This window comes from Geodermatophilus sp. SYSU D00684 (genome assembly GCF_054050455.1).
Genome location: NZ_JBJGZI010000023.1, coordinates 50,877 through 63,557 on the forward strand (window position 1 = coordinate 50,877; position 12,681 = coordinate 63,557).

A 12,681-nucleotide genomic window follows, 5' to 3' on the forward strand; every position below is an offset into this window, starting at 1 on the left:
TCAGCCCTCGTCCCCGGCCGCGGCGGGGTCCGGGGCCGGCTCCGGGGTGCCGCGCAGGGTGGCGCTGCCGTCGGCGCCGATCACCAGGTGCCCGGCCGCGCCGGCCGGGACCAGGCCCGCGGCGACGGCGGCCGCGGCCAGCTGCACCGGCGTGCTGCCGGAGACGACCTGCTGCTCCAGCTCCTGCACCTCCTCGGCCTTCTCGGCGTTGGCGTTGCGCAGCTCGGTGGCCCGCAGGGAGTTGACCGCGATGGAGGTGTTGAGCACCAGCGCGCCGATCGTGGCGAGCACCAGCAGGACGACGACCAGCAGCACGAACGGCGCCCGGCGCCGGGCCGCCGCGGAGCGGGTGCGGGCCGCGCCCCCGGGCAGCAGCCGCAGCTCGGGCGCCGCGGTGCGGGACGCCGTCCGCGAGGTCCCCACCCGGGGCGCCGGGCCGGTGGTGCGGGTGCGGGCCGGCCGGGAGGGCAGGGCGCGCAGCGGGCGGGAGGGCAGGGTGCGGGCGGCCCGCTCCCCCGGCGCCGAGGGCTCGGCGCGCGACGCGCGTGCGGCGGCGCTCATGCCGGCCGCCGGGTGCGCTCGGCCGCGCGGACGCGGGCCGACGCCGCGCGCGGGTTGGCGGCGACCTCGGCGTCGGTGGGGCCCTCGCCGCCGCGGGTGAGCAGCCGCAGCACCGGGCCGTACTCGGGCAGCCGGACCGGCAGCTCCGGCGGTGTGCGGTCGGTGGCACCGGCGGCGAGGGTCTGCTTCACGATGCGGTCCTCGAGCGAGTGGAAGGTGATGACGGCGATCCGCCCGCCCACGGCGAGCGCGTCCAGCGCCGCGGGGAGGGCCCGCTGCAGCGCACCGAGCTCGTCGTTGACCTCGATCCGCAGCGCCTGGAAGGTCCGCTTCGCCGGGTTGCCGCCGGTGCGCCGGGTGGCGGCGGGGATGGCGTCGCGCACCAGGTGGGCCAGCCGCTCGGTGCGCGTGAACGGCTCGCGCGCCCGCTCGCGCACGATCGCGGCGGCGATGCGGGAGGCGAAGCGCTCCTCCCCGTACACCCGCAGCACGCGGGTGAGCTCGGCGGCGGAGTAGGTGTTGACGACGTCGGCGGCGGTGCGCGGCGCGCCGGGGTCCATCCGCATGTCGAGCGGCCCGTCGGCGGCGTAGCTGAACCCGCGGTCGGCGCGGTCGAGCTGCAGCGAGGAGACGCCGAGGTCGAACAGCACCGCCTGCACCTCGGCCAGGTCCAGGCGCTCGAGCACGTCGGGCAGCTCGTCGAACACGGCGGGCACGAGGGTGACCCGGTCGGTGTGGCCGGCGGCGGCGATGCGGGCGGCGGCCTCGGCGCGGGCGTGCGGGTCGCGGTCCAGCCCGACCAGGCGCAGCCCGGGGTGGGCGTCGAGCAGGGCCAGCGAGTGCCCGGCCAGGCCCAGGGTGGCGTCGACCAGCACGGCGCCGTCGGCGGCGCAGGCCGGGCCGAGCAGCTCGGTCACGCGGTCGAGGAGGACCGGGACGTGCGCCGCCGGTGCGCTCACGTCGTCCTCCTCGCGGGCCGGGCCCGGCGGGGCGCGCCGGGCGGGTGTCTCATGGTGGCGCGGACGGCGCGCCTGCTGGGGGAGCTCGCCGGGCGTGCCGCGCGGGGACCGGGCCTCCCGGACCCGGGGAAGAGGAGACCCCCGCCCCCGCGGTGTCGCCTGGCGCCGGGGAAGAGCGTCAGGAGGCGTCCGCGGGAGCGGGGGTCGCCGGTTGCCGGTGGCCGGTCCGACCGGCGGCGGGGAGCGCCGCCTGCGCACGGGGTCCGAGCCGCGGGGAAGACGGTTCGGGCCGCACCCGGTCGAGCCGCGGGGAAGTCGGCTCGCGGACGGGCGTGCGGGGGTCGGGGCGACCGGCGGGACGGGGTCAGGACAGCGTGGGCATCCCCTCGCTCTCCATGGCGGCGAAGGCCGCCTCCTGCTCCTCCACGTAGGCGTCCCACGTGGCCTGGTCCCAGATCTCGAAGCGGGTGTCGACCCCGACGACGACCACGTCGCGGTCGAGGCCGGCGTACTGCCGCAGGTTCGCCGGGATGGTGATGCGGCCGGCCTTGTCCGGCTCGACCTCGACCATCGAGCCGAAGCTCATGCGGGCGCGCATCCGGGCCTCGGCGGTGTCGGCGGGGGCCATGCTGGCGGCGGCGCGGCTCTGCTCGGCGACCCGGGCCATGGTCAGGCCGTAGACGCAGCGCTCCTGGCCCTTCTTGATCACCATGCCGTCGGCCACCTGGTCGCGGAACCGGACGGGGAGCGCGAGCCGGCCCTTCTCGTCGAGACGCAGGGCGAAGCTGCCGACGAACACCGGATCACCTCCCCCATGTGGTCCTCCTCGTGTCCTCCGCGGACCCGGGACGGGCCCTGGCTCCCCACCGCGCCACACACTAACCCACTACGCCCCACCAGACACCACTCGACACCATGTCGTGACCCACCCGCTCCACCCGTTGGCGTGCAGGTCAGGGGCGCGGGGACGGCGGGGGGCGGCCGGGTGGGGCGCGGTGGGGGGACGGCCCACCGGGAGGGGTCGCGGGGGCCGCCGTGGTGGGGGCCCGGGAGGGGCCCGGTGGGGGCGGTGCGCGAACACGTTGCGGACCGCCGCGGGCACGTACCGTGGGCCGGGTGACCGACACCATGCGTGCGGCGGACGGGACGGCGGGGCTGCCGGTCGACGTCGCCGGGGAGGGCGCGCGGATCGCGGCCAACGTGTCCCGCGTCGTCCAGGGCAAGCCCGACGTCGTCCGCCTGGCCCTCGTGGTGCTGCTCGCCGAGGGCCACCTGCTGGTGGAGGACGTGCCCGGGACCGGCAAGACGACGCTGGCCAAGGCGCTGGCCGGCTCGATCGACGCCAGCGTGCGGCGCATCCAGTTCACCCCCGACCTGCTGCCGAGCGACGTCACCGGCGTGGCCGTCTACGACCAGGAGACCCGGGCCTTCGAGTTCAAGCCCGGCGCGGTCTTCGCCAACGTCGTCGTCGCCGACGAGATCAACCGGGCCTCGCCCAAGACGCAGTCGGCGCTGCTGGAGTGCATGGAGGAGCGGCAGGTCACCGTCGACGGCGTCAGCTACGAGCTGGCCCGGCCGTTCCTGGTGATGGCCACCCAGAACCCGGTGGAGATGGAGGGCACCTACCCCCTCCCCGAGGCCCAGCGCGACCGGTTCACCGCACGGGTGTCGATGGGCTACCCCGACCGCGAGGCCGAGGTCGCCATGCTCGACGACCGCGGCACCGCCGACCCGCTGGCCTCCCTGACGCCGGTGGCCGACGCCGGCACGGTGCGCGCGCTGGTGACGGCGGTGCAGTCGCTGCACGTCTCCGACGCGATCCGCCGCTACGTCGTCGCGCTGGTCGAGGCCACCCGCCGCTCCCCCGAGCTGCGGCTCGGCGCCTCCCCGAGGGCCGGGCTGCAGCTGCTGCGCACCGCCCGCGCGTCGGCGGCGCTGTCCGGCCGCGACCACGTGCTCCCCGACGACGTGCAGGCGATGGCCGTCCCGGTGCTCGCCCACCGGCTGCTGCTCACCGCCGACGCCGCGGCCGCGCGCCGCACCGCCGAGCAGGTGGTCACCGCCCTGCTGTCCACCGTGCCCGTGCTCCGCGGGCGCTGACCGCCGTGGGTGGGCCGTTGCGCTCGGCGCTGACCTCGCTCACCCTCCGCGGCCGCTGCCTGGTCGCCGCGGGGGCCACCCTGCTCGGCCTGGGCGCGCTGATCGGCGAGCGGCCGCTGGTGCAGATCGCCGTCTTCGTGCTCGCGCTGCCGCTGCTGTCGGCGGTCGCCGTCGCGCGGCAGCGGTTCCGCGTCGGCGTGCGGCGCACCGTGTCGCCGTCGCGGGTGCCCCGCGGCCAGGACGCCGAGGTGCTGCTCGAGGTGACCAACGCCGACCGGCGCACCGGGCGGCTGTGGCTGCTGTCCGAGCACCTGCCGCCCGAGCTCGGCCGCTCCCCCTCCTTCGTCGTCGAGCGGCTGCCCGCCGCCGCGACCGCCGGCATGCGCTACCGGGTGTCCGGCGCCCGCCGCGGCCGGTTCCGGCTCGGCCCGCTGCGGCTGCGCCTGGTCGACCCGTTCGGGCTGGTGCAGCGCACCACGAGCGGCACCGACGGCGCGCCGCTGGTGGTCGTGCCGCGGGTCCGGCCGCTGGGGCCCGGCGGCCCGGGCGGCGGGCACGGCGGCGGCGGCGAGGGCGCCCGCCGCTCGATCGCGGTGCACGGCGAGGACGACGTGAGCACCCGCGCGTACCGGCACGGCGACGACCTGCGGAAGGTGCACTGGCGGGCCACCGCCCGCACCGGCGAGCTCATGGTGCGGCTGGAGGAGCGGCCCTGGCGCGCCCAGGCGGCGCTGCTGCTCGACATCCGCACCCGCGCCCACCTGCTCACCCGCGCCGCGGGCCCGGGACCGGCCGCCGGCGGCACCGTCCCCGGTCCGCCCGGCGACCCCGCGCCGCCGCAGGACAGCCTCGAGTGGCTGGTGGAGGCCGCGGCGAGCATCGGCACCACGCTCGCGCGACGGGGGGCGGCGCTGCGCGTGGTCACCACCGCCGGCGAGCTCACCCCCACCGCGCCGGACGGCGGCCGCGCCGCCCCCGCCGCGCGGGCGGCCCTGGGACCGGGCGAGCTGCTGGACCGGCTGGCCGCGCTCGGCCCCTGTCGGGGCACCGGCCTCGGACCGGCCGCGGAGCTGGTGCACCGGGTGGCCGGCGAGGGGCCGGTCGTCGCGCTGCTCGGCGCGGTCGGCCCCGACGACCTCACCGAGCTCGTCGCCGTCCGCTCGGGTCCGTCCGCCGACGTCGCCGTGCTGCTCGACGTCACCAGCTGGGCCGACCCCGGCGCCCGCAGCAGGCGCGGGCTCTCGGCCACCGCGCGCTCGGCGCTGACCACCCAGCTGGAGCAGTCCGCGGCGCTGCTGCGTGGCGCCGGCTGGCAGGTCGTCGTCGCCGACTCCTCGCGCACCGTCGAGGCCGTGTGGGCCGACCTCGCCCCGGCCGCCGCCGGGGCCCGGGCCGGCGGCGTCCTGGGGGTGCCGGCGTGACCACCCTGGCCCCGCCGCCGCCCCCGGTCCGGTCCGGCGGGCCGGTCCCGCCGCCGGTCCCCGCGCCCCCGCCGGCGCCCGTGCCGCCGGGCACGCTGCGCCACGAGGGCGGCACGACGCTGGCCGCCGCGGTCGCCACCGCGCTCGGCAGCTGCGCCCTGGCGCCGGTCTTCACCCGCCCGGCCTGGGTGCCGCCGGCGTTGGCGGCCGTCGCGGTGGTCGCCCTCGCCGGGCTGGCGCTGCGCGCGGCCGGCCCGGCGCTGTGGGCCTGGGCGTCCGGCGGCCGGGCGCTGCCCGCCCGCGCCGGCGCCGCCGGCGTGCCGCTGGTGCCGCTGGGCCAGCTCGCCGCCCTGCTGTGCCTGATGACGGCGCTGTTCGCCCCCGGCGACGCGATCGCCGGCTGGCTGCCCACCCCGGACTCCCTCGGCGACCTCGCCGCGGTGCTCACCGACGGCTCGGCCGAGATCCGCGAGCAGTCCACGCCGGCCCTGCCGCTGACCGGCCTGCTCGCGCTCACCGTGCTGCTGGTCGGGATCGTCGCCGTCGTCGTCGACCTGATCGCCGTCGGCGGCCGGCAGCCGGCCCTGGCCGGGCTGGGGCTGCTGGTCCTGTTCTGCGTGCCGGTCAGCACGGTCAGCGGCAGCATCGGGCTGACGGCGCTCGCGGCCCCGGCCGCGGGGCTGGCGCTGCTGCTGTGGGCCGACCAGGCGCGGCGGCTGGCCGCGCGGGCCGGGCGGCGGGGCGGCGCCGGCGGGCTCGCCGCGACCGGCACCGCCGCACTGGCCCTGGCCGCCGCGCTGGTGGGCGGCAGCGTGGTGCCGACCCTGCCCGAGGGCCGGCTGGCCGCCGGCTTCGGCCCCGGGGGCGGCGGCGGGTCGACCGGCACCGCGCTCGACGCGGCCGCGGCGCTGCAGGGCCAGCTCACGCTGCCCGAGCCGATCGACCTGTTGCGGTTCGACGCCTCGGTGCTCGACCCCGGCTACCTGCGCGTGGTGACCCTCGACGTCTACAGCGCCGCGGACGGCTGGACGGTGGGCAACCTCGACGGCGAGACGTCGGTGGCCCAGCCCGACGACCTGGCCCCGCTGCCCGGGCGCCGGGACGGGCGGCGGGTCGAGGCGACGATCACCGCCGTCGGCCACGACGACCGGTTCCTGCCGGTGCTCACCTCCCCGCTGACGGTGGAGATCGCCGACCCCGGCGCCTGGCGGTTCGACCCCACCACCGGCACCGTCTTCGGCCGCGACGTCAGCACCGTGGCCCAGAGCTACCGGGTCACCGCGGTCGAGGCCCGCCCCACCGAGGAGGAGCTGCGCACCTCCGGGGAGGTGCCGCCCGGCTCGCCCGTGCGGGAACGCGACACCGCGCTGCCGCCGCTCGACCCCGTCGTCACCGACCTGGTCGCGGGCCTGACCGCGGGCGCGGCCACCCCCTACGACGCGGTGCGCGCCATCCAGGGCCACTTCTCCCGCGCCAACGGCTTCGTCTACAGCCTGGCGACCCAGCCGGGCACCAGCGGCGACGACCTCGTCGACTTCCTGCAGCTCAAGCAGGGCTACTGCGAGCAGTACGCCGGGGCGATGGCCGCCATGGTCCGCGCCGCGGGCATCCCCGCCCGGGTCGCGCTGGGCTACACGCCCGGCCGGGTGCAGCCCGGCGGCGGGCGGCTGGTCACCAGCGACGACGCGCACGCCTGGGTCGAGGTGTACTTCGACGACCTCGGCTGGGTGCCGTTCGACCCCACCCCGATCGACAGCGAGCGCGCCGTCGACCTGCCGTGGGCGCCGCGGCCGGCCGACCAGGAGGTGCTCGAGCGCCCGCAGGACGTCCCGACGGCGCCGACCGCGCCCGCCGCGCCGACCACTCCCGTGCGGGACCGTGCCGCCGCCGGCGCCCCGCAGGGGCCCGGGTCGGCGCAGGAGTCGGCGTCGGCGCGCCCGGTGCTGGTCGCCACCGGCGTGCTGCTCGGGCTGGCCGCGCTGCTGGCCGCGCCGGCCGGCGCCCGCGCGCTCCAGCGGCGCCGCCGGGTGGCCGGCGGCAGCCCGGCGGCGCTGTGGGACGAGCTCGCCGCGACCGCGCGGGACCTCGGCCTGCCCTGGGACCCCGCGCAGACCCCGCGGCAGCAGGCGGCGGCGCTGACCCGCACCCTCGACGGCGTCGCGGTCGCCGGGGGCGCGCACCGCGCCGGCGTCCCCGACGCGGCGGACGCGATCGGGCGGCTGGCCCGCGCGGAGGAGGCGGCCAGCTACGGCCGCCCCGGCGCGGCCACCGACCCGTCCCTGGGCGCCGCGCTGACCCGGGCGCGGCGGGGGCTGGCCGCGGCGGCGGCGCCGCGGGCCCGGCTGCGGGCGCTGCTGTGGCCAGCGTCGCTGGGCGGCGCGCTCGCGGCCGCGGTCACCGCCCGGCTCCCCCGCCGGACCTCCGCCGCCTGAGCAGGGACCCCGCCGGTCCCGGCGCGCCTACATCCGGGTCGCCCAGACCGAGGCGCCGTGCCAGTCGATGGCCACGACCGGCTCGTCGCCCACGACCCAGGCGTCGTGCCCCGGCGGCAGCGAGGTGACCTCACCGGGGCCGGACTCGATCTCGGTGCCGTCGGCCATCACGACGTGGATGCGGCCGGAGACCTGGTACTGCTGGTGCGGGGCCTGGCACAGGTCGGTGCCGGCCACCGGCCGGACGTGCTCGGACCACCGCCAGCCGGGCTGGACGGTGATCCGGCCGACCTCGGCGCCGCCGGCCAGGTGCAGCAGCTCCAGCCGCCAGTTCTCGCCCTGCCGGACCTCGTCGGGGCGGTCGAAGGACAGGTGCTCCAGGGGCTGCGTCTGCGTCATCGCGACTCCCCCTCCCGATCGGCTCGTCGGGCAGGCCCCATCGTCCTCGTCCCCCCGGCGGCGGGTCGACCCCCTCGGCCACCGGAACGGCGCTGCCCCTCGGGAACGGCCATGCCCCCGGGAACGGCGACGGCCGCCGTCCCGGGTGGGACGGCGGCCGTCGGCGGGGGTCTCGCGGGCTACTGGTCGTAGCGGCGGCGGAAGCGCTCCTCGAGCCGGTTCTTCAGCGGCTGCTTGCGGGGCCGCCCGCCCCGGCTGCGGCCGCCCTGCGCGCCGCGGGCACCGGCCGGCCCGGTCTCGACGGCGCCGGTGGCCGAGCGGTAGTTGAGGACGCCGAGCGCGGCACCGCCGAACATCACGAGGAACCCGAGGACGCCCAGCGGCACGGACGGGACGACGGCGCCACCGACGAGGACGGCCAGGCCCACCACGACCAGCAGCGCACCGAGCTGGAGCTTTCGCCGGGCCCTCAGCCGGCGGTCGCCGGTGCGGACGGAGGAGGCGAACTTGGGATCGTCGTCGACGAGGGCGCGCTCGATCTGCTCCAGCAGTCGCTGCTCGTGCTCGGAGAGCGGCACCGAGACCTCCAGGTGGGCGGAGCCAGACACCACCGGGCCCGTACCCGGTGGTGACACCGAGGATACGAGCCGTCGGCGGGGTGCGAAAGGCGAGTGCGCGGCGACCCGCCGCACCGCCGTCGTGACCACCCTCACGGGGGGTCCCCGGGCGGTCCCGGGGGCCGTCTCAGCGCACCCGGCGGTCGCGCTCGCGGTGCAGCAGCGTGGCCGGCCGCACCGCGTCGGCGCCGAACCGGCGGGCCGCCCGGTCGGCGGCGAGCTCGGCGTCGCGCCGGCCGTGCTCGCGGGCGCCGAGCTCGAGCTGCCGGGGCGCCTGGCCGGCCGGGACCAGCCGCTCGGCCCGCACGCCGACCAGCCGGATCCGCGCCCGGTCCAGCCCGAGCGCGTCGAACAGGGCCCGCGCGGTCTCGTACACGTCCTGCCCGACGTCGGTGGGGACGCCGAGGGTGCGGCTGCGGGTGATGGTGGTGAAGTCGGCGAAGCGGACCTTGATGCTCACCGTGCGGGTCAGCCAGCCGCCCGCGCGCAGCCGGGCCGCCGTCCGCTCGGCCAGCCGCAGCAGCTCCCGGTGGATCACGGCGGGGTCGTCGACGTCGGTGGGGAAGGTCTCCTCGTGCCCGGTCGAGCGCTCCGGCTCGTCGGGCACCACCCGGCGGGGGTCGCGGCCCCAGGCCAGCTCGTGCAGGTGGGCGCCGGCGGCGGGGCCGAGCGCCCGCTGCAGGGTGCGCGCCGGGACGTGCGCGAGGTCGCCGACGGTGCGCAGCCCCAGCCGCAGCAGCACCTGCTCGGTCTTCGCACCCACGCCCCACAGCGCGCCGACCGGCAGCGGGTGCAGGAAGTCGATGACCTCGGCCGGGCGGACGACGAGCAGCCCGTCGGGCTTAGCGCGGGTGGAGGCGAGCTTGGCCACGAACTTGGTGCCGGCCACGCCGACGGAGCAGGTGATGCCCTGCTCGTCGAAGACGCGGGCGCGCAGGTACTCCCCGATCTCGGCGGCGTCGCCCAGCCGGCGCCCGGCCCCGCCCACGTCGAGGAAGGCCTCGTCCAGGCTCAGCGGCTCCACCAGCGGGGTCACCGACCGGAACAGCGCCATGACCGCCCGGGACACCTCGGCGTACAGCGCCGTGTCGCCCGGCAGCACGGTCGCCGTCGGGCACAGCCGCAGCGCCCGCGCCGTCGGCATGGCGGCGTGCACGCCGTACGCGCGGGCCTCATAGGTGGCCGAGGTGACCACCCCGCGGTTGCCCGCGCCGCCGACGATCACCGGCGTGCCGGCGAGCTCGGGTCGCCGGCGCACCTCGACGCTGGCGAAGAACGCGTCCATGTCGACGTGCAGCACCGTGCACCCCTCGGCACGCCCGCCCGACGACCGCACGCGACCTCCCTGCTCGAACACCTGTTCGGAGACTAGCGGCCCTCCCCGGGGGACGGCGCGCCGTCCCCGGCGTGTCCCGGCGCACGGGGAACTCGCTGGTCGGCGCATGTGTGACCGGCGCACGGGCGAGGTAGGTGGGACACGACCGACCGTCGTCCGGCGGACGGTCCCGACCCGGATCCCGGAGGAGCCCGATGGCGCTCGACGACGACGACATGACCAGCACGGAGGGTCCGGCCGACAGCGGTGCCGGCGAGGGCACGCCCGGCCAGCACGACGGTGGGGCGGACGGCGGTGCCGACAGCGGCGCGGGCCACGGCCCGGCCGACGGCGGCGCGGCCGGGGGCGGTGCCGACGGTGGCGCCGACGGCGGTGCGGACGGTGGCGCGGACGGCGGTGCCGGTCACGGCCCGGCCGACGGCGGCGCGGCCGGTGGCGGCTCGGACGGCGGCGCCGACGGCGGCGCCGACGGTGGCGCGGACGGTTCGGCCTGAGCCAGGACCCGGCCGTCGCGGGGCCGGGCGGGGCTGACGCCCGCCCGGCCCTGCGCCGGTGCACGCACCTCGACCCCGCGGTCTTCGCCGAGCGGTACTGGTCCCGCCGCCCGCTGCTCGCCCGCGCCGAGGACACCGGGGAGTCGTTCACCGACCTGCTGACGCTGACCGACGTCGACGAGCTGCTGTCGCGGCGCGGCCTGCGCACGCCGTTCCTGCGGATCGCCAAGGACGGCGCCGTCGTCGACCCGAAGCGCTTCACCACCTCCGGTGGCGCCGGGGCCGAGGTGGCCGACCAGGTCTCCTCCGACGCCGTCCTGCGGCTGTTCGCCGACGGCAGCACCGTGGTCCTGCAGGGCCTGCACCGGCTCTGGCCGCCGCTGGTCGAGTTCGCCGACCAGCTCGCCGCCGACCTGGGGCACCCGACGCAGGTCAACGCCTACGTCACGCCGCCGTCCTCGCGCGGGTTCAGCCCGCACTACGACGTCCACGACGTCTTCGTGCTGCAGGTCGCCGGCGAGAAGCACTGGACCGTCCACGAGCCGGTGCTCGAGGAGCCGCTGCGCACCCAGCCGTGGAACGACCGGGCCGCCGCGGTGGCCGCCGCCGCGGAGCGCGAGCCGGTGGTCGACGCCGTGCTGCGCCCGGGCGACGCCCTCTACCTGCCGCGCGGCTACCTGCACTCGGCGGTGGCGCTCGGGCAGACCAGCGCGCACCTGACCATCGGCGTGCACTCGGTGAGCCGCTGGGCCGCGGCCGAGTCCGCGCTGGACCTGGTGCGGGTGCTGGCCGCCGAGGACCGGGAGCTGCGCCGCGCCCTGCCGCTGGGCCTGGACCTGTCCGACCCGGCGTCGGTCCGCGACGACGTCGCCACGGTCGTGACCGCGCTGCAGGAGTGGCTGGGCCGGGTGGACCCCGGCGAGGTCGCCGAGCGGCTGCGCTCGCGGACCTGGTCGCAGGTGCGCCCCGAGCCGGTGGCGCCGCTGGCGCAGGCCACCGCGGCCGCGGCGCTCACCCCGGACACCGTGCTGCGGCTGCGCCGCCGGCTGCGCTGCGCGCTGCGGGACGCCCCGGCCACCGCCGAGGGCGAGCGGGTGGCGCTGCTGGCCGGCCGCCGCCGGCTGGAGTTCCCCGCCTCGACCCGCGCCGCGCTGGAGGGGCTGCTGGCGGCCGGCGAGCTCAAGGTCGCCGACCTGGCCGGCCTCGACGCCGACGACCGGCTCGTCCTCGCCCGCCGGCTGGTCACCGAGTCGATCGCGCTGGTCGCCGACGCGGCGGTGCAGGGCGCGCACGGGGTCGACGGCGTCCCGGCCACCGCCCCCGAGCCGGGCCCGCACGGACCGGGCGCCCCGGCGCCCGGCGCCGGCGGGGACGATGGGGAGCGTGCCGCCGCCCTCGGGACCGGGTCGTGACCCCGTCGCCTCCTCCCGGGTGACCGCCCCCGTTCGTGCCGGCCGGCTCGACGCCACCCGCTGCTCGGTCACGGCCCTGGTCCGGGGGGACTCCCCGGTGGCCACGGCCGGGCCGGCGCAGCGCTGGCTGCTCGTCGAGCAGCCGGGCCCGTGGGGCCGGGACGCGCTGACCGGCTCCCGCATCGACCCGGAGGTGACCGCCCGGCTGGGCGCGCGCGCCCGCGCCGAGGGCGTGCGGGTGCTGCTGGTCCGCCGGCCCGGCGACCGGGCCGCGGACTCCGGGCGCCGCTGGGCCTACGCCGACGGCCGCCCGGGCCGCGAGGGTCTCTGGTGGTCGACCCGCGCCGACGACGCCGACCTGGTCGAGGCGCCCTGGGACGGCTCGGTCGGCGAGCGCGCCGACCGGCCGGCGTACCTGGTGTGCACGCACGGGCAGCACGACGCCTGCTGCGCGCTGCGCGGCCGGCCGCTGGCCGCGGCGATGCCCGCGCCCGCCGACGTCTGGGAGTGCAGCCACCTCGGCGGCTGCCGGTTCGCCTCCAACGTGCTGGTGCTGCCGCACGGGTTCGCCTACGGGCAGGTGCCCGGCGACGGCGCCGACCTGGTCGCCGCGCACGCGCGCGGCGAGGTGGCCCTGCCGTGGCTGCGCGGGCGGGCCGGGCTGCCGCTGCCGGCGCAGGCCGCCCAGCAGGCCGCGCGGGAGCGGCTCGGGCTGCTCGGCGTCGACGACCTGCCGGTGCGCGGCTCGCGGCGGCTGGCCACCACCGCGGCGGAGGACGCCGACGGCGTCGAGCGGTTCGAGGTGGTGCTCGGCGGCGCGGACGGCGACGTCGTGGTGCGGGTGGAGAGCCGGCCCGCGGCCGAGGCGGCCCAGCTGACCTGCCGGGCGGTGCACGCGGCGCACCCGCGCACGTGGACGGCGCTGTCGGTGTCCCCGGTCCGCTGAGCCG

Annotated in this window: 12 protein-coding genes; 6 read left to right on the plus strand and 6 right to left on the minus strand. The window is 79.0% G+C overall.

Annotated elements, in window-relative coordinates; genetic code table 11:
• From ACI79L_RS17095 to mraZ, 3 genes are all read right to left on the minus strand, one after another.
• Entirely contained in the window at positions 1 to 561 is a 561-nt protein-coding gene (locus ACI79L_RS17095; RefSeq protein WP_456937921.1) for a hypothetical protein, read from the minus strand.
• Positions 558 to 1,520 carry a 16S rRNA (cytosine(1402)-N(4))-methyltransferase RsmH gene (gene rsmH, locus ACI79L_RS17100; RefSeq protein ID WP_456937922.1) on the minus strand — a complete coding sequence of 321 codons (963 nt, stop codon included), beginning with the start codon at positions 1,518 to 1,520 and terminating at the stop codon, positions 558 to 560. Before rsmH ends, ACI79L_RS17095 begins: the two co-directional genes overlap by 4 nt.
• Positions 1,521 to 1,884: 364 nt before the next feature.
• Entirely contained in the window at positions 1,885 to 2,319 is a 435-nt protein-coding gene (gene mraZ, locus ACI79L_RS17105) for a division/cell wall cluster transcriptional repressor MraZ (protein WP_387994466.1), read from the minus strand.
• Between the two features lie 317 nt (positions 2,320 to 2,636).
• On the opposite strand from mraZ, the gene ACI79L_RS17110 reads away from it, so the two are divergent.
• The 3 genes from ACI79L_RS17110 to ACI79L_RS17120 are packed head-to-tail and all read left to right on the plus strand — an operon-like array spanning position 2,637 to position 7,473.
• Entirely contained in the window at positions 2,637 to 3,620 is a 984-nt protein-coding gene (locus tag ACI79L_RS17110; protein ID WP_456937923.1) for an AAA family ATPase, read from the plus strand.
• Positions 3,621 to 3,625: 5 nt separating this feature from the next.
• On the plus strand, positions 3,626 to 5,041 hold the full coding sequence (locus ACI79L_RS17115; protein WP_456937924.1) for a DUF58 domain-containing protein: 1,416 nt from the start codon (positions 3,626 to 3,628) through the stop codon (positions 5,039 to 5,041).
• Positions 5,038 to 7,473 (plus strand): transglutaminase family protein, encoded by a 2,436-nt coding sequence (locus tag ACI79L_RS17120; RefSeq protein ID WP_456937925.1) that lies wholly within the window; start codon positions 5,038 to 5,040, stop codon positions 7,471 to 7,473. The genes ACI79L_RS17115 and ACI79L_RS17120 overlap by 4 nt, the downstream gene beginning before the upstream one ends.
• Positions 7,474 to 7,500: 27 nt before the next feature.
• On the opposite strand, the gene ACI79L_RS17125 is transcribed toward ACI79L_RS17120, so the two are convergent.
• From ACI79L_RS17125 to dinB, 3 genes are all read right to left on the minus strand, one after another.
• Positions 7,501 to 7,872: a cupin domain-containing protein gene (locus ACI79L_RS17125; protein ID WP_456937926.1), complete on the minus strand. Its 372-nt coding sequence runs from the start codon at positions 7,870 to 7,872 to the stop codon at positions 7,501 to 7,503.
• Between the two features lie 179 nt (positions 7,873 to 8,051).
• Positions 8,052 to 8,480 carry a DUF3040 domain-containing protein gene (locus tag ACI79L_RS17130; RefSeq protein ID WP_456937927.1) on the minus strand — a complete coding sequence of 143 codons (429 nt, stop codon included), beginning with the start codon at positions 8,478 to 8,480 and terminating at the stop codon, positions 8,052 to 8,054.
• A 136-nt stretch (positions 8,481 to 8,616) separates the two neighbouring features.
• Positions 8,617 to 9,789, minus strand: coding sequence for a DNA polymerase IV (dinB, locus tag ACI79L_RS17135; protein ID WP_456937928.1), 1,173 nt, complete (start codon positions 9,787 to 9,789; stop codon positions 8,617 to 8,619).
• Between the two features lie 230 nt (positions 9,790 to 10,019).
• Between dinB and ACI79L_RS17140 the strand changes: the two genes are divergently transcribed.
• The 3 genes from ACI79L_RS17140 (at position 10,020) to ACI79L_RS17150 (ending at position 12,677) form a co-directional block, all read left to right on the plus strand.
• Positions 10,020 to 10,319, plus strand: a complete 300-nt coding sequence (locus tag ACI79L_RS17140; protein ID WP_456937929.1) for a BatC protein — start codon at positions 10,020 to 10,022, stop codon at positions 10,317 to 10,319.
• A gap of 287 nt (positions 10,320 to 10,606) precedes the next feature.
• Positions 10,607 to 11,731 (plus strand): cupin domain-containing protein, encoded by a 1,125-nt coding sequence (locus ACI79L_RS17145; RefSeq protein WP_456937930.1) that lies wholly within the window; start codon positions 10,607 to 10,609, stop codon positions 11,729 to 11,731.
• A gap of 19 nt (positions 11,732 to 11,750) precedes the next feature.
• On the plus strand, positions 11,751 to 12,677 hold the full coding sequence (locus tag ACI79L_RS17150) for a sucrase ferredoxin (protein ID WP_456937931.1): 927 nt from the start codon (positions 11,751 to 11,753) through the stop codon (positions 12,675 to 12,677).
• The last annotated feature ends 4 nt before the right edge of the window (positions 12,678 to 12,681 follow it).